This window comes from Corallococcus macrosporus DSM 14697, from assembly GCF_002305895.1.
In the GTDB taxonomy this organism is placed as follows: domain Bacteria; phylum Myxococcota; class Myxococcia; order Myxococcales; family Myxococcaceae; genus Myxococcus; species Myxococcus macrosporus.
The window spans coordinates 2513871-2535403 of record NZ_CP022203.1 but is presented as its reverse complement, the minus strand read 5'-3'; the positions used below and the strand labels follow the sequence as shown (position 1 = coordinate 2535403).

Sequence of the window (21533 nt, the reverse complement as noted above, 5' to 3'; positions counted from 1 at the left end):
CCGCGCTACGTCGCTGGCCGGGGATTGCGCATCTTCCACTGGACGCGCGTGCCCGGAGGGTGGATCCGCAGGAACAAGTCCAACCCGCGCGGCCGCGCCATTGGCCGCCACGACGTCCAGAGAATCTGCCCCTGGAATGGCTCACACTTCAGGATGAGGTATCCGTCCTGGTGCCGGTCCACCTGGCCCACGCAGGTCGCGACGCGCGTCTCTCCGTCATAGACAGGCAGGTACTGGTCCACGGTCGTGGTCGTGACGTCGAAGTCGAGCATCTCGTCAAAGTGGAACACGGCCTCCATGGAGGGCCGGGTGACGGAGCGCAGCAACGCGACCGTCCGCTCCACTCCCGCGCGGTGCACATTCGGGTTCTCCAGCGCCCGCGCCCGCGCCCGCAGCGCCTTGGTGTGCGGGGAGATGGGCGCCACCAGGAAATCACAGACGATGGGCAGGTGGTCACTCACGTACTTCCGGTAGATGTAGAACGCCTGGTGCTTCTTGGAGAGCGTTCCAAGCTTTCCCTTCTGGGGGTCGTCGTCCGGGAGCTTGAACTCCGAGAGGTTCTCCTCAATCCAGGAGATGACGTCCAGCACCGCGGCGGAGGCCACGTGCGACTTCAGCTCGCTCCCCTTGAGGAAGCAGTTGTCATAGGCACTGCTGGTGAAGGAAGCGGTGTCTGGCCCCTTCTGCTTCCACTTCGCGGCCCCATGGATGCTCGCCAAGGAGGTCGCGATGCCATCCGGGATGAGCGCACTGAAGCCCCGCTTGTTGAAATCCTTGTACAGGGCGTTGGCGATCTTCTGATGCCCGTTGGGCTTCGGGGCGTCCGGAGCCCAGTCCAGGTTGAAGTCACCAATGACCATCACGTTCTCTTCGTCATCCAGCGCCTTCGACGGCTCCGTGCCGGCGCTCATCAACTCGCGCATCGCGGCCGCGCGAAGCTCCACGCCGGCGTTGGTGGACGCACCAAACGGGCCATGGAAGGCCACCAGGTACATCATCTGGCTGGTGCCGCGATACGGCAGCCACAGCTCGACCGGGAGGAGATAGGGGCAGCGGCCGTAGAACCCGATGCTGTTGTCCTGGTATCCCAGGAGCGTCCCCGCCTTGAGGACCGGCTTTCCATGGGACGTGTCCAGCTCGTCGGGCGCACGCATCACCAGCCGCGCCGCGGCGGACTTCACCGACACGAGCTTGTCCTTCACCCAGACGCCGGCCGTGCTGGAGTTCATCACGTCCGTCTCCTGTCGCAGGAGGATGGAATAGCTCTCCTGGCAGGTACACATGTAGAACGTGAGCGAGTCCACGGCCTGCCGCAGATTCTGGAGCGACGTGGTGTAGGCCCCCAGCTCCTCGCAGAACCCACAGGAGCCAGAGCCCAGGGACTCACCACACGTGCACTTCTTCAAACGAAGCATGAAGCGCCAGTTGTCCTTCGCCGGGCACGAGGAGATATCCACGCTCCAGTCGAGGACCTGCTCGCTCCAGTCGTCCTTGACGTACACGAGCTGGTAGTAATCCCTCACGAGCGTGAAGGACTCGTCGCGCAGGTGTTCGAGCCAGGTCTGGGTGGGCGCGCCCTGCTCCGTGACACACAGCGCCTTGGTCAGCTTGGGGAAATAGCCGTAGTTCCCCAGGAACTTCTTCTGGCCCGCGTGTTTGCGTGCCCGCTTCGCGACGTCGTAATAACCATCATCCGCCTCCAGGTTCTTGTCCCGCTTCTTCCTGAGCCGCTTGAGGGCCGCCGTTTCCTTCTTGGTGAGCTTCTTCTTCTTCTTGAGCGTCGCGATGCGGGACAAATCACGCACATCCCGCTGCAGCTTCACCATGGCTGGCTCATAGATGCAGAGCGCCTTGGGTGGCAGCCAGCGCTTCCCCGTCATCTCGCTGACGTTCTGCTGATAGGTCAGCGGCTCGCCGCCGTCGAGCAGGTCCAACGGCGCGCCATCATCATCCTCATCGATGGCGTCATCATCGTCCTCGTCGACCGCGACAACCCCTCCGTCATCATCCTCTTCATCGCCTTCATCGTCGTCGTCCTGCTCTTCCTCGTCCGCCGCCTGCTTCCACCCCTTGACTCCAACATGGCCGGTCTCGATGGCGTTCATGTTGACGTAGGAGTCCGAACGGCTCTCCAGCAGGATGCAGACGTCCGCGGACACGGCCTCGAGCACCCGGTTGATGACCTTGTTGACGAAGGGATTCCCCAGGCTCTTCCCAGCCTCGAAGGTCTGCACGTTCCAGCTCACCACCGTGAACACCGCGGGGGGCAGCGGAAGGTTGATGACCGTCGTATGGCCTTCCGGGTCTGAGAGGGCCGCGCTCCGGTGGTTCACCACGGAGAGCGCTTCCTGGTGGAGCGCTTGCTGCGCCTGACGCCGCTTCTTGAGTATCTGGGCAACGGTCAGGGGGCCAGCCATGGATCACCCTTTGTCATGGAGGGAGTAGAGCGCCCCGCGGACGTCGTCATCGATGACGTCCGAATGAGGCAGGGAGAGTCCAGACCGGAAGCGATGCAGTACGGCCTTCGCCGCGTCGTCGAAGGTGCCATCCGAGGACTCACACGGGAACCCCAGGTTGCGAAGCCGTTGCTGGACACCCCGGTCGTCCGTCAGCGGCAACAAGGTGTCCACGGGAAGGTCGATGCGCAGCGCGCCCTGGTCGAGGACCAGCGTCACGCGTGTCGTCCGGGTGGGGACCACCGTGTCGATGTACCCGTCCTTCGTGGTCCCTTGCTGCGTGGGGGCGTCCGGCACCTCCAGCAAGTAGGGGATGCCGTCCTGCGGCTCGAACCCGACCGCCAGGCGCAACCTCAGGCGAGACAGGCCGCCATTGAAACGCAGCACATAATGACATCCCGTCGAGGCCTGGAAGGTCAAAGCCTCCCGGGGAGGGATGTAGAGCGTGTCGTTTGGAATGAGCTGGTTCCGCCGCCGCAACCGGGCTCGCAGCGCCCCGTTCTGAGGAGCGTCCCAGATGGTCTCGGGGAGGAGCCCCCATTGAAGCGCGATCTTGTCCACCCCTTCACCTGGCTGCACGACGTGCTCGCTCGCCGGGCAGGACAGGGGCCCGAGGGCATCCCACGCCGCTGGCTGATGACTCTGCAACCGCATCGACGAGAGGGGCTCGGCCACCGGAGCCTCCAGCGCATGCCGGTCCAGGCCCAACAAGGTCAGTGGGTAGCTGGATGCCTCCAGCCCCTCGAAGCGCACCGCTCCGAAGGTATTGCTCATCAGCCGGTACACCTGCTGGCCCCACGCCAGCTCGAGCACCTGACCCTCGAGTACCCGCCCCAGGAGGTCGATGACCGTGACCTCGATGGCCTTCTTGTCCACGCGCTGGCACGGCACCGTGGAGCCATGCACCGGCGTACTCCCGAAGGTGTTCCACGACTGGGTGTTCGCCGTATCCAACTGGAAGGATGAGACGCTCAGGGGAGTCGTGAACATCAGGGCCGCTCCGTGTCGTTGGACGACTCGAATCGATGCCGGGCCTCGCGCTGCTGAGCCTCGAGCGCCAAGCGCCTCTTGAGCTCCTGAACTCCCAGTTGGAGCCGGTGCGAGGCCGAGGGAACGGACGCATCACGAAGCAAGGCATCGAGCCATGCGCTCTGGGGCTCGGCCGCGAAATCCCACCCGAGCACCGCGCAGAGGTTGACGTAGACGCTCACGTCCCCCCGGGTCTCCAGTCCCACGGAGGTCGCCGCTTCAACCGCCTTGCGAAGGGACTCGCGCAGCGATTCGCGGGGCTGCATGGCCACGAAGGCGGGAAAGTGACGCTGGAGATGGCCTTCCAACTCGGACAGGAACGCGTCCTGCCGGTGGGCATCCAGCACCCGAAGCTGTTCGGAGCGGAGGGTCAGCATGCATCCAAGACCTGGGAGGTGTCAGTGAATGGGACGACGGCCCAACCAGGTCCACGAGGTAGCAATCGGCGAGCCACCGGCCCCGCTCATGGGCCTGGACGGGCTTGGGAGGCCCGGCGGCTCCTGGCCGCGTGCGAGCGGGACGCACGAGCGTCACGCCGCGACGCGACCAGGGCCATCCCCGGCCCCACCGAGGTCCGGTCAGCGCCGCCGTCCGCCCGGCCGCCGTCCATTCCTGGGGCCCTTGCCCTGGGGACCCCGGTGCCCCCCACGTCCGGGGGCGCCGCGCTCCCGGTCCTGCCGCGGGCGCGGACGCTCACGGGTGGCCTCGGCGAGCTCGTCCGGCATCCAGGGCAGGTCGAGCAGCTCTTGGAGCTCCAGGAGGGAGCGAGCCTGGAGCACGCCTCTCCGTCCCCGGGACACGCTGAAGCGCAGGGGGCGGTCGAGCAGCGGCAGCTCCTCCTCCACCAGCGTGCGCGCGAGCTTCTCCGGAAGCCGCAGCCGCGCCACGCCTCGCGGTGCGCCATCCGCCAGCCGCTCCACGTCGTACTCGAGCGGCACCACGTGCTCGCGCACCTCCACGGTGTCCGGGAGCGCCAGGAGCGCCTGACGCGTCGCGGGCGGCACGAGCGCGTCCAGTTCGAGCCGCAGCGGGCGCGCCTTGAAGTCGTCGAGCGTGTCCACGCCCTCGAGCTGCGCCTCGTAGAGCGCGGTCAGCTCCGGCAAGCCCAGCGGCGCGGTCACCCCTCCCGAGCGCCGCCACAGCTCGCGCACCTCGGCGATGGCCAGCCGGTGACGGTCCACCGCGGGATGGGGGACCTCCCCCTGCGCCAGCGCCTCGGCGAGCGCGTGCCGGGCCGCCTTGGCGAGCTCCGGCCCCCAGGCGCGCAGCACCTCCACATCCCGTTCAAGCTCGAAGCCGAAGTAGTCCCGCCGCGTCACGAGTACGATGGAGCGGAAGCGCCCGTCGTACGCCGGCGCCGAGGCGTGGCGGCGGGCGTAGCGGCGCAGCAGGGACTGGGGCAGTTGGGTGCCCTCGATGCCGGCCTGCGAGTCGCCGTTGCGGTCGGCGAAGTAGCGCAGCGTTCCCGCCACCGCGCCCAGGTTGCCGCACACGCTCGTCTTCGACACGCGCGCGACCTCGCCCCAGGCGGTGCGCTCGTCGATGACCAGGTCGAAGGGCATGAAGCGCGCGAGCAGGTCGCAGAAGCGCCGGTGGACGCGCGAGTCCGCGAAGGGCATGCGCGCGGGGAGCTCCAGCCCCACGCTCCGGTACACGCTCGCCATCGCGAGCGCCGCGTCCTCCAGGGCCTTCACCAGCACCCCACGCGCCTCCGCCCAGGCCGCGAGCTTCTCCGCGTGGAAGACGTGGCGCGGCAGCCCCTGCACCTCCCCCACCGCGCCCGCTTCACGGAAGGCCTCGGCGTAGAGGTTGTACGCGGTCAGGTGGTCACTGCCGGGCACGAGCAGGCCGTCCAGGTTCCGCTCCTCGCGCGTCATCCGGTGCAGCGACTCCACCGAGCTGCACACCGCCAGCACCGGCAGCAGCGCGTCCTCCGCGTTGACGATGAGCTCCGCCCACGGGCGCTCCACGGGCAGGGCCTCCACCGCGCGGCCGTAGTCGGACAGCCGGCCTTCCGCGTCCACGATGTTGCGCGCCTGCAACTTCGCGAGCGCCCGGCGATAGGCATTCAGGTCCAGCGGCACGGGCAGCTCCAGCGCATCCACCCGCACGCCCAGGGCCGCGGCGGTGAGCGCCACGCGCTCCGGCTCGCCCGCGAGCTGGAACTCGGGCTCGGTGGGCCGCAGCGAGGCGAAGTGCAGGGGCCGGTCGCTCAGGATGAAGACGCGCCCGTTCTCCACCCGCCCGTGCACGCGCCCCGCCATCTGCAGGAGCTCGTTGTTGCCCAGGTGCACGCGGGTGAGGACGTTGCGGCCGCGCTCCACCAGGTTCGTGAAGCGCATGTCGTCGATGACGACCGTGTCCAGCCCCGGCACGTTGAGCGCGCTCTGCCCCGCCGCCGTCATCGCGAGCACGAAGGGCCGGGGCGCCGTGCCCTCCAGGAAGGGCCGGATGGCGCGCAGCGGTTCGCCGCCGTGGTAGTGCGCCGCGTGGAGCGCCGGCGCGTTCGCGCGGACGTGGGCCGCCACCTCCTCCACGCCCGCGCGCGTGGCCAGGAACACGCCCACGCCGCGCCCCTGCCGCTGCACGTCCCGCAGGAAGTCCTCGTCGAGGAAGGACAGCGGCTGGCGGCGCTCCACCTCCACGCGGGCCGCCTTCCTCGAATCGAACGAGGACACCTGGAGCACGTCCGCGCTGTCCAGGTAGCGCGCGTAGAAGGCCGGGTCCACGGTGGCGGACAGCCAGATGAAGCGGCAGCCCACGCGCTTGCCCAGGGCCAGGCACAGCTCCAGCTCGGCGGAGGTCTGGTGGATTTCATCCACGATGAGCGTGTCCTCGCGCCGGATGGCGCCGCCCTGGAACCAGCGCCGCGCGATGCCGGTGGTGACGATGACCACGTCCGCGAGCGGCGTCTCCGCGGTGGCCTCCCGCTCGCGGTTGACCACCGCCACCCGCAGAGGCCGCCGCCCCACGAGCTCCTCCGCGATGGGCCGGATGGCGAGCGTCTTGCCCGTGCCGGTGCCCGCGACGATGCCGAACCCCTGCCCGCTCCGGGCCAGCTCGCGGAGGCGCTCGCCGTGGTGCGCCTCCAGGTACGTGCGCAGCTCCAGCCCGAGCGCCAGCTCGATGGTTTCACACGCGGCGCGCGTGGGCGCGATGACCACCACCCGCCCGCGCTGGGGTGGGACGGCGGAGGAAGCGTCAGGGCGCGGCGGAAGGTACCGGTCGGTGGGCGTACGCACGAAGGCCAGTGATACGCACGGGCGGCGCCCAGGGGAAGCGATTCGCCCGCACGCGCTACGCTCGCGTCCGTGAATGACGAGTAGCCACCGTCAATCAGGCGCAAGAAGCGGGCTGCCTTCATGAGGGCGCGCTTCTATCCATCGCGGGCGATGGGGAGCACACCCCATCACCACGGATGGAGCGCCCTCATGTCGACGCGAACTATTGACTCCCTGGCGAAGTACCACCTCCTCGGTCAGACGGGCCTGCGGGTGAGCCCGCTGGCGTTGGGCACCATGAACTTCGGTACCGACTGGGGCTGGGGCATCAGCGGCGAGGACGCACACCGCCTGCTGACACGCTACCTGGAGGCGGGCGGCAACTTCATTGATACAGCGGATGCGTACACCTCCGGCTCCAGCGAGCGCATCATCGGTGACTACTTCGCGCGGCGTGGCGGGCGGGAGCGGGCGGTCATCGCCACCAAGTTCTCCGCCAACCTGTCTCCGGGAGACCCGAATGCGGGCGGGAACAGCCGCAAACACATCCACTCCGCCCTTGAAGGCTCGCTGCGCCGCCTCAAGACGGACTACGTGGACGTGTACTGGCTGCACGTCTGGGATGGCCTGACGCCCGTGGAGGAGGTGATGGGGACGCTGACCGGCCTCGTGCGCGAGGGCAAGGTGCGCTACATCGGCTTCTCCGACGTGCCGGCATGGTACTTCGCGCGCGCGCAGACCCTGGCGGAGCGCAATGGCTGGGAAAAGGTCGCCGCGCTGCAACTGGAGTACTCGCTCGCGGAGCGCAATGTCGAGCGCGAGCATCTCCCCGCCGCGCTGGCAATGGGGGCGGCCCTCACGCCCTGGAGCCCCCTGGCCGGGGGCCTCCTCACGGGGAGGTACACCCGCGAGGGAACCCAGCCGAAGGGTGACGGGCGCGCCCATGCGCTGCTGGCCAGCGGAAACCCCGTGGCGGACAAGTTCCTGCAGGAGCGCCCCTGGGCCATTGTCGAGGCGCTCGTCGCGGTGGCGAAAGAGGTGGAGCGCTCGCCCGCCCAGGTGGCGCTCAACTGGGTGGCGACGCGCCCGGGCGTCGTGTCCACTATCATCGGCGCGAGCAGCCTGGAGCAGTTGGAGGACAACCTCCACGCGCTGGACTTCAACCTGCCGCCCGAGCTCTCCGCGCGACTGGAGGTCTCAAGCCGCCCCGAGCTCCTCAATCCGTACGTCTTCTTCGAGAGCCCCTTCTTCACGAAGGGGATGCTCGCGGGCGACACCACCGTGAGCGCGGAGCCGAGCGGGTTCCGGGGACCACTCCAGGCCCGTTAGGCCATGAGCGACGCGCCGCCCCACGGGAGCAACTCCAGCGCGAACTCGAGTTCATCAAGCCGTTCAAGGCCAACAATGGAACGGTCTTCCGTTTCGAGCGGGCCGGGAACGGCACCACCGTCACCTGGGTGATGTCTGGTCAGAACGGCTTCTTGAACAAGGCGGTCTCCGTCTTCATGGACATGGACAAGAGGGTGGGCGCGTCCTTCGAGGAGGGCTTGGCCACGTTGAAGGACCTCTCCGAGGCGAAGGCCGCGGAGCAGGCCGGCGCGAACGCGGCACCGAACGGCGCGGTGATGGGCGAAGCGGCGAAGTAGCCGAACAGGTCGCCCTCCCCGGTCCCGCCGGCCGCGCTCCGCGAGGGTGAGGGCCGCGCTTCACTCCTCGTCGTAGCAGACGCCGACCTCACGCAGCTCGACCGTCGACCACTCGGCGGCGGGACACTCGCTCGCGATCGCCAGCGCCTCTTCCCGGGTGTCGCAGTCGAAGAGGACGAAGCCTCCGACAATCTCCTTGCTCTCCGTGAACGGCCCTTCGCGGAGGGAGCGCTGGCCGCCGCGAACCTCAATCCGCACCCCTTCCGCCACGGACCGGAGCGAGTCGCTGGCCTTCCATATGCCGCGGGCCTTGAGGTCCTCGACGAAGCGCACCATCCGCTCCATCTCGCGGCGCCCCTCCTCCGGCGTCCGGCTCCGCTTCCGGCGGCCCTCCTCCATGACCAACAGCATGTACGCCATCACGCCCTCCGTTCGTGGGTGGCCCCAGAGCGTCCCCCATCCACCCCACGAGCAGAAGCATTTCCTCATCGTCCTGGAGGGGCTCCCGTCTCCCGAGCCTGGTCCGGAGGACGCGAACACCGGGCCGGCCACGCAGCCCAGGGGTGCCCCCTGGGCTGGAGCGAAGGTCGTCCCATCAACGGCATTCAGCCCGCGCGAACGAGCCGAGATGGGCCGCGACTTTCACTTCACGGACCAATGACGATGGAGGGGTCGAAGTAGAAATACTCGACCGTCGCCCCGTCCCGCGTCAGGCCGAACACCACGCCGTACTGCAACTCCCCGCTCACGATGGTGCTGGCGTTGAAGGTGACATACGGGATGTAGCTCCGCGTCATGCTGGCCGTGAGCTCCTGGTCGATGAGCGGGTTGTTGGCCCAATTGCTCCAGGAAGGAGGCGTCTGCGTCCACGGCGTGTCGTTGTCGCTGTAGGCGATGAAGTCGGGCACGGGGCCCGGATCCATGTCGAAGTTGGGGACGTCGATGGGCCGCTTCGAGGCATCCTTCATCTCCGCGACCGTGAGCAGGTCCCCCTGGAACGAATGCGCGATGATGCCGTTGGGCGCGAGCTTCACGGACGTGAGGTGGTTCTGCTCATCCGTGTAGATACGGATGTTCTCCCCCTGCGCGACGGGCACCTTGTACTCGGAGTCCTCCGGCTTTCCGTTCAGGAGAAAGGGAGGATGTTTGACCGCGACGGCAGTGCTGACAGAGTTCCCGCCCTTGGGGAGCGCGGTGGAATCGATCAAGAAGACGATCTTCGCCATATTCGTACCCAGCCCTTCATGTGGTTGATGTCTAGCATTGACGAGCCCTTGCACCGGGCCCCGGCGAGGAGTTCATCCCGCCTGCCACGCCCTGGAGCAATGCATATGCCAGCGACCACGAGCCCCCTGCTGCGTCTGGAGTTCTTTTCCAAAGCAGGATTGGCACCGCTGGCTGACGCGTCATCCGCCGCGCCCCATGGCATTGCACCAGAATTGAAAGCCATTGCTGACGGCCGGGTGACCCAGCCCAATCACAGACGTAGGCCCGCCTCATTCCAGCGGCAGCACATGGAACCAGCGGGGACGATTGGACCCACCTCATCTGGTTGCCACCTCCCACGGAGAGGCTCGGAGCCCCTGAATCGCGAGGAGGGATGCGCTCGTAGGTGAAACCCCGGAGGCCTTGCTCCTGCCGGAGCGGCCCTCACGACGAACGAGGCATGCGAGTCCGCGTGAGCGCCCCGCTTGAGCGGCGGGCACCGACCTGACCTGCCAGGTGGCTGCCCGGACTGAACGCGCGAAGAGGAGCGCCATGGGGCCGCTCCTGACACGTCAGGTGTGCCATCAACGCGTCAGACTTCTCGGTGAGTTCGCGCCTTGCGCCGCCGGAGCCGCGCCATGGTGGGAGCGGCGAAGCACCGGGCAGCCATCAACCCCGCACGGCCTACCGCGGAGTCCCTGGATGCGCGTGTGAGTTGAAGCCTCTCAAGGAAGGCCTCGAAACAAGCGGAAGCGGTATTCCTTCTCGAACGAAGAGCCCATGCCTGAAGTCCCTCCTCCCGCCAGTTCCCCACGGAGCTGGACGTGGCCCGCAGCACCGTCCTCCAGGCGCTGGATGCGCTCGCCGCCGAGGGATACATCGTGACCCGGGCCGGCGCCACAGCAGGCGTTCGATGAAATCCTCCGGCTCTCGCTCGCCCCGGGAGACACGGTCTGGGTGGAAGACCCGGGCTATCCCGGTGTCCGTCGCGCGGTGCTTGCCACCGGGGGCCGGCCGGTTCCCGTGCCCGTGGATTCAGAAGGGCTCGACGTGGACACGGGCATCGCTCGGGCGCCCCGTGCCCGCGTGGTGGTGGTGGCGCCTTCGCACCAGTATCCGCTGGGCGCCACGCTGAGCCTGTCCCGGCGGATGGCGCTGTTGCACTGGGCGGAGCGCACACGAGCGGTGGTCATCGAGGATGACTACGACAGCGAATTCCGCCACCGGGGCCGTCCCCTCACCGCGCTCCAGGGGCTCGATGAGGCGGGCTGTGTCGTCTACGTCGGCACCTTCAGCAAGTCGATGTTCCCGGGACTGCGCCTGGGCTTCTTCGTCGCGCCTCCGCCCCTGGTGGACGCCTTCGCCTCGGCCCGCGCGGCCTTTCCCGCGCCCGCCTCCGCGCTGGAGCAGGCGGCGTTGGCGGTGTTCCTCGAGGATGGCCACTTCGCGAGACACCTGCGCCGGATGCGGGTGGCCTACCGGGAGCGCGGCGAAGCCCTGCTCGAAGCCCTGCGGGCCGACTGCGCCGGAGCGCTGACGCCCCGTTCCTGTGACACCGGCATGCAGGTGTCCGCGTCGCTCACGGCGCCCCTGTCCGACCTGAGCGTCCGCGACGAAGCAGCCAGGCGAGGCGTGGAGGTGGCCGCCCTGTCCGACTACTTCTCCGGCCGGCGCCGCGAAGCCGGCCTCGTCTTCGGGTTCGGGTGCGTGCGACCGGAGGCCCTCCGCGAAGGGACGCGAACGCTGGCACGCGCCCTGGAGGCCGCACGCGGGCGCTGAAGACGGCATTCCATTCCGGAGGGCCGGGCATGGAGCACGCGCCTGTCTCCGCGGCGCGTGGGAGTCGAGGCGCAAGCCGTCCCAGCCCAAAGAGCCAGGCCTCGACCTCGCACCTCAAGGGAGCGCGGCCGGTGCCGACGTGAATTCCAAGCGGACAGCGCAGCCTGCCCGCCCGCCAATTGCGTCAATCAGGGGCCACGCCTGAGTCGTCCCCTCGTGAGTCACCTCGCAGGTGACGCGACGGCCGTAGGACTTCACCAACTCGGTGGCCGTGGCTTCCTGGCGACTGGCCGCCAGAAACCCTGCCTCTTTCATTCCCCGTGTCGGCCAGCAGCCGGTCCACCTGCTTGACGGCGTGTTTCCCCTCCAGCCCCGCGCCTGGGAGAGCGCCAGCCCCATGGCTCGCACCGAGAGGCTGACCGCGTGGAGGGTGCCCAGTGTCGCATTGGACAGCGACAGCACGCGCTTGGCATGCGTGTCCGTGCCGATGGCCTCCTCAATGAACCGATGCACCTCCGCGTGCGTGATGGATTTCGACACGCTCCGCACGATGCAGGAGAACCGCGCGCCCCACCGCCGCTTCTCGCGCGGCTCCGCCACCAGCCAACCGTTGGACGCTCGACTCAAATGCGGGGACGACTCAGGCCTCACGGACGGCGCAACGCATTGGCACAAGCCAATGGATTTCCCTGATGAAGCGACGAGGACCTGCCCACCGACGGCTCCATCGAGTTGTGGAGGGCGGTCCGCAGCGGCCGTTGCGCGAACTCGCTCCACGTTGAGCCACCGGCCTTGCGCAGCGCACCGCGCAGTCCTGGACGCGCTCCCGTATGAGATGAAGCCGTGGACTTCTGGTAGCCTATTGCAAACGTGTTGCCGCATGCCGGAGGCTTCCATGCACCGCCTTTCCCTGTTCGTCACCGTCCTCCTGCTCACGGGAGCGGCGCATGCCGCGGATGACGCCGCGCTGTGGCAGGCCGCGTACACACTGGACAAGCCGGGCAAGGGCGAGGCGGCGGAGGCGTCGCTGCGCCAGGGGGGCGCCGCCGCGTACGACGTGCTGACGAAGCTGGCGCGAGTGAGCGGAGAGGAGCGAGCGCTGGCGATGGCCGCGGGCCATCGAATGTGCCCCATGTTCCTCACGCACCGCATGGGCATGCATGCGCTGGCGAGTCAGTCCCGGCTGCCAGAGAAGCTGTCGAAGCTGGCCCTCGACATGCTGGTGCAGTCCCCCGAATTGCGTCAGCGCGCGGCGTCCTCGGCGGAGCCGTTCGACCGGGCCCTGGCGCTGCTGGCCTCGGAGGCCGTGCCCGATGCGCTGCCCGGCGCCGTGGAGCGGATGGGCAAGGAGCAGGAACCGTGGCTCGTCCTCTGGGCCACCCACTTCGTGGGCTGTGTGACGCAGCAGGACCGCGCGAAGGCGGCGACGCTGAACGCGCTGCTCAAGCCGCTGTCCGAGCGAGCCCAGGCGCTGCGGGACACGAAGGTGTGCCAGGAGCCCGCCGAGGTCGCCCCCCACTGGGTGGAGCTGCTGGCCTCGGGCACCGCGACGGTGCAGGGCTGGTCCCGCAACGGTGACGAGCTGCGCGTTCCCGTGAGCGCCGGGCCGGGCGAGTCGCTGGACGTGCTCCCGGGCTGCGCGGTGGCGCTCTATGACGCCGTGGCCGAGCGCGGCCGCTATGTGCGCGAGCTGCTGATTCCGGTGGCCACCGAGCAGTGGCGTGCCGCGGGCGCACGGCAGGCGGCCGGCGCGCGGGCGGTGAAGGACCTCGAGCACTATCCCGAGGCGCAGCGCAATCAGCTCGCGGCGAAGCTCGTCAACGCGGGCTTCACCGTGCCGGTGAAGGTGACCTTCCAGACGGAGCGAGCCTCCGTGCAGGAGGAGCAGTTGGAGGCAGCCGCGCGGCAGGGCTCCCAGGAGGCGAAGGCGGCCATTCTCCAGGCCGCGTTCTGCCGGGACAGCGGGAGTGGCTCACCAGTCCGTCTGCTCGGCTTCGTGAAGGGGCGCGAGGCCGCGGACCTGGCACACCAGCTCGCGCGCAAGTGCCCCCGCGCCCTCCCGGACGCCACGGCGGCGCTGGTGCGGCTGAAGGACAGGCGTGCCCTGCCTCTGCTCGGCCCGGCGCTGGCGGCCCCTGACGGCGTGAGGGACTCACTCCGGGAGGCGCTGATGGAGTCCCTCACGCCGCAGGTGACGACGAAGCTGCGCGCGCTGGCGGCGAAGAAGGCCGCCGGCGCCGAGGAGATGGTCCGCGTGCTCACGGCCGCGCAGGTGATGCGCGAGTAGGCACGCCGTCACGCTCCCATCACGCCCCGCTTGATACCTCCAAGCGCACCGGGCGCGCGGGGTCGGAATCAAGCGCCACGCTCGCGCCGGAGGCAATCCGCATCCCAGGGAGCACATGGCGTGAGACATCGCACAAGCAGTCTGCTGGCCGCAGGCATCGTGACGCTGACCTTCACCTCCGCGCAGGCGGCGAGCCCAGGCGCGGCGGCACCCGCCGCGAAGCTGCGCAAGGTCCGAGAGCCCGTGCGAGGGGAGTACATCGTCGTCTTGAAGAAGGCCGAGGTGAAAGCCGCGGCGCTGAAAGGAGGCAGTGACTCACGGGACGTCGTCACCCGGTTCTCGAGAGAGTTGAGCGAGCGCCATGGAGGGAAGACGCAGCGCGTGTATCACGCGGCGCTCCAGGGGTTCTCCGCCACCATGAGCGAAGCGCAGGCCCGGCGGCTCAGCGAGGACCCGCGTGTCGCCTACGTGGAGGAGAACGGGGTCATCCACCCGAGCGCGACCCGGTCGACCACGGTCGGGACACCGCCCGCGACCCAGAACGTCTGGGGACTGGATCGCATCGATCAGCGGGACCTGCCGTTGAACCAGACGTACACCTTTGGCGCCCGAGGCGGGCATGTCCACGCCTACGTCATCGACACGGGCATCACCTCGCACCAGGACTTCTCGGGGCAGCTCTTGCCCGGGTTCAACGCCGTCGGCGATGCAGGCGGCACGGAGGACTGCGGAAACCGGGGCAGCCACCCCAGCCACGGCACGCACGTGGCGGGAACCATCGGCGGCCACCAGTTCGGCGTGGCCCCTGGCGTGAGCCTTCACCCGGTGCGGGTGTTCCCCTGCGCGGTGGGTGCTTCGTCGGACGTCATCGCTGGCGTGGATTGGGTGGCTGACAACCGGCTGCTTCCCGCCGTCGCCAACATGAGCCTGGGAGGAAGCGCCAGCCAGGCCCTGGATGACGCGGTCGAAGGGCTCATCGACTCCGGCGTGGTGACCGTCGTCTCCGCCGGGAATGACGGCGTCGCCGCCTGCGACCAATCACCCGCGCGGCTGCCCGCGGCCATCACCGTGGGAGCCAGCGACAGCGCGGACGCGGTCGCGGGGTTCTCCAACCACGGGGGCTGCGTGGACCTCTTCGCGCCAGGCGTCGGCATCCGCTCCACCCTGGCCTCTCCCGTGAATGGGGTTGGCAACAAGAGCGGGACGTCGATGGCCGCGCCCCACGTCACTGGCGCCGCGGCCCTCTACCTTCAGCGTCACCCAGGGGCGACGCAGCAGCAGGTCCGCGACTTCCTCGTGGGTGAGGCCACGACGGGCCGGCTGACGGGACTCCCGGCGGGGTCACCGGACCGGCTGCTCTTCACGGGGGGCATCAACAGCTTCCAGCTCAACGTCGCGAGCGCACAGACGCCAGTGGGCAATGACGGCCACTTCGAGGCGGCGGACTGGAACGGCGACAAGCGGCCGGACCTCTTCTTCATCCAACCGCAGGGCCTGTCGGGCTTCACGGAGGTCCACATCCTCTCCGGCGCCGCGAGCTACCAGACGTTCCTCGGCCACTGGGCGACGGCGCTGCACACCACGAACGCGGACTGGGCCTTCGAGGTGGGCGACTGGAACAAGGACGGCAGCCAGGACGTGTTCGCCATCCAGCGGGCGGGCGTCACCTCGACGGAGGTCCACATCCTCTCCGGCGCCACCGGCTTCCAGACGTTCCTGACGCACACGTCCACGGCCCTGCACACCACGACGGGCGACTGGGACTTCAAGGTGACGGACTGGGACAAGGACGGCACGCTGGACGTGGTCGCCATCAACTCCCAGGGCGCGGGGGGCAACGTGGAGGTCCACATCCTCTCCGGCGCCACCGGCTTCCAGACGTTCCTGCTGAACACGACGACCGCGCTCCCCAGCGCGGGGAGCTGGGAATACGAGCTGGCGGAGGTCAACGGCGACTTCACAATCGACCTGGTGGGCATCCTCCGCTCCGGCGGCAGCAACTCGACCGAGGTCCATGCCGTCTCCGGAGCGAGCGGCTTCTCCAGCTTCACGCTGCAGGCCGGCACCGCGCTGCATCCCACGAACGGGGATTGGACGTTCGAGATGGTCCGCTGGGATGACCCGACCGTGTTTGGCTTCGAGCTGCTCGGGAACGGGCCGGACCTGGTCGCCATCAACCGGAATGCAACACTGGCCGTCGAGGTCCACATCCTCAACCCGTGAGGCCATGGGAGGCGGCGCCTCGGAGAATTCGGGGCGCCGTTGAGCGCGGGGCATAGGATGCGCCGGCATGGACTTCCAGGCGCGACTCGAAGCGCTCACACACCAGCTCCGGCCCTGGTCCCCGCTCTGGTCCCGCTCCATCCTCCAGGGCTGGCCCGAGTCCGGCGCCGTCTATCCCGAGGACTGGCTGGACTATTGCCGGTCGCTCGATGAAGCGGGCGAGCGGCGGCTGGACCAGGGGGCGCTCACAGGCGCCCCACCCCCGGCCCTGGGCGCGCTCCTGGGCGCGCTCCAGGAACTGACGGCGCTGCCCTGGCAGGAGGGCCTTCACACGCTGTCCGTCGCGGAGACTCAGGGCCTCAGCGCCAAGAAGACGCACGAGCTCGAGCGGGTGCTCGCCCTGCTCGCGCCGAGAGCGCGCTTCATCCGCCAGGCGGTCGATATTGGCGGCGGCATGGGACATCTCGCCCGCCTCTGTGCGCGGACGTTCGGGTGGACCTTCCACAGCATCGACCGAGACGCCGCCTTGCAGGACAAGGGCCGCCGTTGGCTGACGAGGACCCAGCCCCCAGGCGAGGACACGCTGTATTTCATCCAGGCCTCCGTCGAGGACGGAGTCCAACCCCAGCTCGACTCGCTCTTCTCCGGCCGGGACCGGGCCTCCATCGGTCTGCACACCTGCGGGCCGCTCGCCCTCACGCAGCTCCGCAAGAGCCAGGGGGCGGGCTTCGTCCTGAACATCGGCTGCTGCTACGACAAGCTGGAGCTCCCTCGGGATTACCCCGTCTCCCGCTTCGGGAGCGGGCATCCGCTGCCCTTCACCCCGCATGCCCTGGCGCTGACGACGCGGGGGCGGCATCACAAGACGGAGGTGGAGTTCGCGCGGATGAAGCGGGTGTATGCGTGGCGCTTCGCGTTCCATCTCCTATCGCGGCGGCACTTTCCCGAGCGCGGCTTCGTGAGAGCAGGAGACGCGCCCCGGGCGCTCTATAACAGCCCGTTCGCCGCCTACGCGCGCGACCGCCTGGAGCGCCTGGGCCTCAATCCCGGCATGACGGATGCCGAGCTGAACGCCTTCGAGGTGTCCGCTCGCGCCGAGACCCGGGACCTCCTGCTCTGCCATCTGCTGAGGGACCGCTTCGCGAGGGCGTTGGAGGTCGTGCTCCTGCTTGACCGCGCGATTCTCCTGGAGGAAGCGGGCTTCCAGGTCGAGCTCCTCCAGCTCTTCGACCCGCGACTGTCTCCGCGCAACCTCGCGCTCATCGCGTCGCGGAGCGGGCCGACTGACATAGAGCGGCGAGCTCCTCCCGTTGGCGGGTTTAGAGACGAGGCCCCTCACGATGCCGCATTCAAGACACGCCACCGCTACCCGTAGGTGATGCACGCGCGTGAGGACAACCTCCTATATGGGGCCCCTACCCCAAGGAGCGCCTCGCCATGGCCAATACGGTACGTTTCGCATTCACGCAGCAAGCCCAGCCCAACCTGGAGTTCATCGTCGAGCTGGCTGACGAAAAGACGATTGCACATGCGCGGAGGATTCTCTCTGGCGAGGAGAAGAACGAAGTCCACATCCACGGACGAATCATCAAGCGGGCCGCGGCCTACAACCCGAAGTTCTCCTTCCACCTGGACCCGAACACCATCCGCTTCTTCGCGATGGCCATTGAGGTCTGCGATGCCAACATGACGTATGTGGAAGACCACCTCGACGAGGCGGGCGGCGCATTCCTCCCGGGCGGTCACTGGTGCCCGTGGGACTCCAGGCTGACGCGCGAAATCACCTGAGCCCCTTCAGGCAGGGAGCGCGCGCCGCCGCACCTCCCGGCCCACGACACACGATTCGCGACCCGACCGAAGCACGACGGGCCCGGCGCTCACCTCGGAGGCCGGGCCCGTCGTCGTCACTTCCACGGAGGTTGGGGCTTGACGCCGTGTGCGCGCGTCAACGAGCGATTGCCATGCGAGCGGCACGTCTCACGCTGTGTGTGATGGACGTCAGCGTGACAGCCCCCCTGGAACCGCTGTGAGCCGCTTCACTTGAAGTGTGTGAGCAAGCTCACAGACCTTCGCCCAGCCGAGGTGAAGGCTCAGGTCCCTTCCTGAACCATCACATTGACAGGCGTGGGGCGGTCAGCGGTCGTCCCGTCCCCCACCTGGCCGAGGTTGTTGCGCCCCCAACCCCAGCCGGCACCGTCCGGACTCATGGCCACCGTGTGGAAACGGCCCGCCGCAAGGGAGAAGGCGCCGGTCAGCGCCTCCACCTGCACCGGTGTGGAACGGTCCGTGGATGACCCATTGCCCAACTGGGTACCGGAGTTGTTGCCCCAGGCCCAGACGGTGCCGTCCTCCCCCACGACCACTGTATGGGCATACCCGGCGGCAAGAGCGCTGACGCCCGTCAGCCCCTGCACCTGCACCGGCGTGGCGCGGTCCGTGAAGGTCCCATCCCCGAGCTGCCCCCAGAGGTTGAAGCCCCAGGTCCAGGCCGTGCCATCCTGCCGCACCGCCGCCGTGTGGAAGTAGCCAGCAGCGATGGTGGTGACGCCCGTCAATCCCTGCACCTGCGCTGGCGTGAGGCGGCGCGTGGTCGTCCCATCTCCCAATTGGCCGAGATCGTTGAAGCCCCAGGCCCAGACGGTGCCATCCTGACGCAAGGCCACGGTGTGGAGGGAGCCCGCGGCAATGGCGATGACGCCCGTCAGCCCCTGCACCTGCACCGGCGTAGCGCGGTGCGTGGTCGTCCCGTCTCCGAGCTGTCCCCAGGAATTGCGTCCCCAGGCCCAGACGGTGCCGTCCCGCCGCAAGGCCACCGTGTGGGCGTCGCCGGCGGAGATGGCCGTGACGCCTGTCAGCCCCTGCACCTGCACCGGCGTGAGGCTTTGGGCGGTCGTCCCGTCCCCCAATTGGCCGTAGGCGTTGCCGCCCCAGCTCCAGACAGTTCCGTCCTGCCTTACGGCCAGGGTGTGTGAGAAGCCCGCGGCGATGGCGGCGACGCCCGTCAGCCCCTGCACCTGCACCTGCACCGGCGTGAGGCTTTGGGCGGTCGTCCCGTCCCCCAACTGGCCACTGAAGTTGGAGCCCCAGGCCCAGACGGTGCCGTCCTGCCGCACCGCCACCGTGTGGGAGTCCCCCGCGGCGATGGCGGTGGCGGTGGCGCTCGTCAGCCCCTGCACCTGCACCGGAAGGAGGCGATAGGAGAGCGGTCCGCCCCCCAACTGACCGTAGGAGTTGAGGCCCCAGGTCCAGAGCGTGCCATCCTGGCCCGCTGCAGCCATGTGGTAGCCGCCCGCAGCCATGGCGGTGACGTCCATCAGTCCCTGCACCTGCACCGGCGTGAGGCGCCGGGTGGTCGTCCCATCCCCCAACTGGCCCCAGTGGTTGTCGCCCCAGGCCCAGAGGGTCCTGTCCTGCCTCATGGCCACTGTCTGGGAACTACTCGTCAGGATGGCGGTGGCGTCCGTCAGCCCATGCACCTGTACGGGCGTGAGGCGCTGGGTGGTCGTCCCATCCCCCAACTGACCGGAGCTGTTGAGGCCCCAGGTCCAGACGGTGCCGTCCTGCCGCACGGCCACCGTGTGGCCGTTGTTCGTGGCGATGGCGATGACATCCGCCAGCCCCTGCACCTGCACCGGGGAGTGGCGGTGGGTGGTCGTCCCGTCGCCGAGCTGTCCCCAGATGTTGTAGCCCCAGGTCCAGACGGTGCCATCCTGGAGCAAGGCCACCGTGTGGCTGCCACCCGCTGCGATGGCGACTGCGCCCGTCACTCCCGGCACCTGCACCGGGGTGAGGTGGCCCGCGGTCGTCCCATCCCCCAGTTGGCCGTAGTTGTTGAAGCCCCAGGCCCAGACGGTGCCGTCCTGCCGCAAGGCCACCGTGTGGTTGCTGCCCGCGGCGATGGCGGTGACCCCCGTCAGCCCCTGCACCTGCACCGGCGTGGAGCGGTCCATGCCAGTCCCGTCCCCCAACTGCCCCCAGAAACCGACGCCCCAGGCCCAGACGGTGCCATCCTGACGCACGGCCACCAGATGGTAGTCACTCGCGGCAACGGCGGTGACGCCCGCCAGCCCCTGCACCTGCACCGGCGTGAGGCGTCGGGTGGTCGTCCCGTCCCCCAACTGCCCCCTGGCATTGTCGCCCCAGGCCCAGACGGTGCCGTCCTGCCGCACGGCCACCGTCAGGAGGTTGCTCGCCGCAATGGCGGTGATGCCCTCCAGCCCCTGCACCTCTCCTGGCGTGTGGCGCTGGCTGACCGCCCCCTCCCCCAACTGCGACCGCTTGTTGTCACCCCAGGCCCAGACGGTGCCGTCCTGCTTCGAGGCCACGGTATAGAGGTAACCTGCGGCGATGGCGGTGACCCCCGTCAGCCCTTGCACCTGCACCGGCGTGAGGCGCCGGGTCGTCGTCCCATCCCCCAACTGGCCCCACTCGTTGTCGCCCCAGGCCCAGACGGTGCCGTCCTGCCGCAAGGCCACTGTGTGGATACCACTCGCGGCGATGGCGGTGACGCCCGTCAGCCCCTGCACCTGCTCCGGTCTGTAGCTCCCAAAGGTCGTCCCGTTCCCCAGTTGGCCCCTGGAGTTGCTGCCCCAGGCCCAGAGCGTGCCGTCTTGCCGCAAGGCCACCGCGAAGCCGCCCCCCGCGGCGATGGCGGTGACGCCCGTCAGCCCCAGCACCTGCACCGGCGTGAAGCGCACGGTGGTCGTCCCATCTCCGAGCTGGCCACTGGAGTTGTTGCCCCAGGCCCAGACGGTACCGTCCTGCCGCAAGGCCACTGTCTCGGAGTCATTCGCGGAGATGGCGATGACACCCGTCAAGCCCTGAACCTGCACCGGCGTGAGGCGCTGGGTGCTCGTTCCATCCCCCAATTGGCCGACCAGGTTGTCACCCCAGGTCCAGACAGTGCCGCCTTGTCCCAAGGCGGCCGAGTGATTGCGACCCGCCGCGACGGCGGTGACGCCCGTCAGCCCCTGCACCTGCACCGGAGAGAAGCGTTGAATGGACGTTCCGTCCCCCAACTGCCCCGAGGAGTTGCGCCCCCAGGTCCAGACGGTGCCGTCCTGGCTCGCGGCCACCGTGTGATAGATTCCCGCAGCGATGGCGGTGGCCCCCGTCATCACCTGCACCGGGCTGAAACGGCGCGTGGTCGTCCCATCTCCGAGCTGGCCGTCGTCGTTGTTGCCCCAAGCCCAGACAGTGCCGTCCTGCCTCACAGCCAGCGTGTGGTTACCATTGCCCGCGGCAAGAACAGGCCCCGCTGGAGCCGCGAAGGCGTTGGCCCCCTGCAAGCCCGGCGCGGTGCTCTTGGACAGGCCCGGACTGACAGGCGCCGCTGAAACCGCTGCGCCCGGAGCCGCTTCGCGGGTGGCCGTCTCCCCCCCGCCCTGCTCCGCATCCTGCGGACCGCAGCCCGCCACCGCGGCGCAGATGGCCAGAGCCACCCACGCCAACCATTTCTGTCCATCCTGTCTCATGAATCCCCTCTTGCCATCGCGCTGCGCGAGCGCTGCCCTCCCGGACCGGGTCGGGCGGCAAAGGAAGCCAGCGCCTTCCAAGAGGGAGGCCAGGGAGACCTACAATATTCCACAAACATTGCAACTGGGTACGGCCCACCCCATGGGAATCAACAGGGAGCTCAAAGCCATACACCCGGAAAACAGAGAAGACAGGACCCGGGCGCCTCAAG

The 21533-nt window shown here is 68.8% G+C and carries 15 protein-coding genes; 7 read left to right on the top strand and 8 right to left on the bottom strand.

Annotated features, from left to right (window positions below; all coding sequences use genetic code 11):
• Positions 1–5: 5 nt before the first annotated feature.
• The 4 genes from MYMAC_RS10895 to MYMAC_RS10880 all read right to left on the bottom strand — a co-directional run bounded on the left by MYMAC_RS10895 (position 6) and on the right by MYMAC_RS10880 (position 6727).
• Positions 6–2417 carry an exonuclease/endonuclease/phosphatase family protein gene (locus tag MYMAC_RS10895; protein WP_095958035.1) on the bottom strand — a complete coding sequence of 804 codons (2412 nt, stop codon included), beginning with the start codon at positions 2415–2417 and terminating at the stop codon, positions 6–8.
• A 3-nt stretch (positions 2418–2420) separates the two neighbouring features.
• Positions 2421–3446 (bottom strand): peptidoglycan-binding domain-containing protein, encoded by a 1026-nt coding sequence (locus tag MYMAC_RS10890; protein ID WP_013938773.1) that lies wholly within the window; start codon positions 3444–3446, stop codon positions 2421–2423.
• Positions 3446–3862 carry a hypothetical protein gene (locus tag MYMAC_RS10885; RefSeq protein ID WP_095958034.1) on the bottom strand — a complete coding sequence of 139 codons (417 nt, stop codon included), beginning with the start codon at positions 3860–3862 and terminating at the stop codon, positions 3446–3448. Before MYMAC_RS10885 ends, MYMAC_RS10890 begins: the two co-directional genes overlap by 1 nt.
• Positions 3863–4063: 201 nt before the next feature.
• Complete coding sequence (locus MYMAC_RS10880) at positions 4064–6727, bottom strand: DEAD/DEAH box helicase (RefSeq protein ID WP_095958033.1); 2664 nt, start codon at positions 6725–6727, stop codon at positions 4064–4066.
• Positions 6728–6916: 189 nt separating this feature from the next.
• Between MYMAC_RS10880 and MYMAC_RS10875 the strand changes: the two genes are divergently transcribed.
• The gene (locus MYMAC_RS10875) at positions 6917–8035 is read left to right on the top strand and encodes an aldo/keto reductase (protein ID WP_095958032.1); all 1119 of its coding nucleotides are present in this window, start codon (positions 6917–6919) and stop codon (positions 8033–8035) included.
• A 152-nt stretch (positions 8036–8187) separates the two neighbouring features.
• A complete protein-coding gene (locus MYMAC_RS10870) occupies positions 8188–8352 on the top strand; it encodes an SRPBCC family protein (protein ID WP_157757492.1) in 165 nt (54 codons plus the stop codon).
• Positions 8353–8412: 60 nt separating this feature from the next.
• Here the strand turns inward: MYMAC_RS10870 and MYMAC_RS10865 are convergent, their stop codons facing one another.
• Both MYMAC_RS10865 and MYMAC_RS10860 read right to left on the bottom strand, forming a co-directional pair.
• Positions 8413–8772, bottom strand: a complete 360-nt coding sequence (locus MYMAC_RS10865) for a YciI family protein (protein WP_095958030.1) — start codon at positions 8770–8772, stop codon at positions 8413–8415.
• A gap of 227 nt (positions 8773–8999) precedes the next feature.
• Positions 9000–9578: a hypothetical protein gene (locus tag MYMAC_RS10860; protein ID WP_095958029.1), complete on the bottom strand. Its 579-nt coding sequence runs from the start codon at positions 9576–9578 to the stop codon at positions 9000–9002.
• Positions 9579–10515: 937 nt separating this feature from the next.
• On the opposite strand from MYMAC_RS10860, the gene MYMAC_RS10855 reads away from it, so the two are divergent.
• Entirely contained in the window at positions 10516–11337 is an 822-nt protein-coding gene (locus MYMAC_RS10855; RefSeq protein WP_239989467.1) for an aminotransferase-like domain-containing protein, read from the top strand.
• A gap of 114 nt (positions 11338–11451) precedes the next feature.
• Here MYMAC_RS10855 and MYMAC_RS38630 read toward each other — a convergent pair whose 3' ends face one another.
• Positions 11452–11877, bottom strand: coding sequence for a hypothetical protein (locus tag MYMAC_RS38630; RefSeq protein ID WP_157757490.1), 426 nt, complete (start codon positions 11875–11877; stop codon positions 11452–11454).
• 355 nt (positions 11878–12232) lie between these two features.
• Between MYMAC_RS38630 and MYMAC_RS10845 the strand changes: the two genes are divergently transcribed.
• The 4 genes from MYMAC_RS10845 to MYMAC_RS10830 all read left to right on the top strand — a co-directional run bounded on the left by MYMAC_RS10845 (position 12233) and on the right by MYMAC_RS10830 (position 17635).
• Positions 12233–13624 (top strand): hypothetical protein, encoded by a 1392-nt coding sequence (locus MYMAC_RS10845; RefSeq protein WP_157757489.1) that lies wholly within the window; start codon positions 12233–12235, stop codon positions 13622–13624.
• Positions 13625–13744: 120 nt separating this feature from the next.
• The gene (locus MYMAC_RS10840; protein ID WP_095958026.1) at positions 13745–15847 is read left to right on the top strand and encodes a S8 family serine peptidase; all 2103 of its coding nucleotides are present in this window, start codon (positions 13745–13747) and stop codon (positions 15845–15847) included.
• Positions 15848–15914: 67 nt separating this feature from the next.
• Positions 15915–17222, top strand: a complete 1308-nt coding sequence (locus MYMAC_RS10835) for a methyltransferase (RefSeq protein ID WP_013938762.1) — start codon at positions 15915–15917, stop codon at positions 17220–17222.
• A 62-nt stretch (positions 17223–17284) separates the two neighbouring features.
• On the top strand, positions 17285–17635 hold the full coding sequence (locus tag MYMAC_RS10830) for a BP74-related protein (RefSeq protein WP_013938761.1): 351 nt from the start codon (positions 17285–17287) through the stop codon (positions 17633–17635).
• A 302-nt stretch (positions 17636–17937) separates the two neighbouring features.
• Here MYMAC_RS10830 and MYMAC_RS10825 read toward each other — a convergent pair whose 3' ends face one another.
• Entirely contained in the window at positions 17938–21321 is a 3384-nt protein-coding gene (locus MYMAC_RS10825) for an RCC1 domain-containing protein (RefSeq protein ID WP_095958025.1), read from the bottom strand.
• Between the last annotated feature and the right edge of the window lie 212 nt (positions 21322–21533).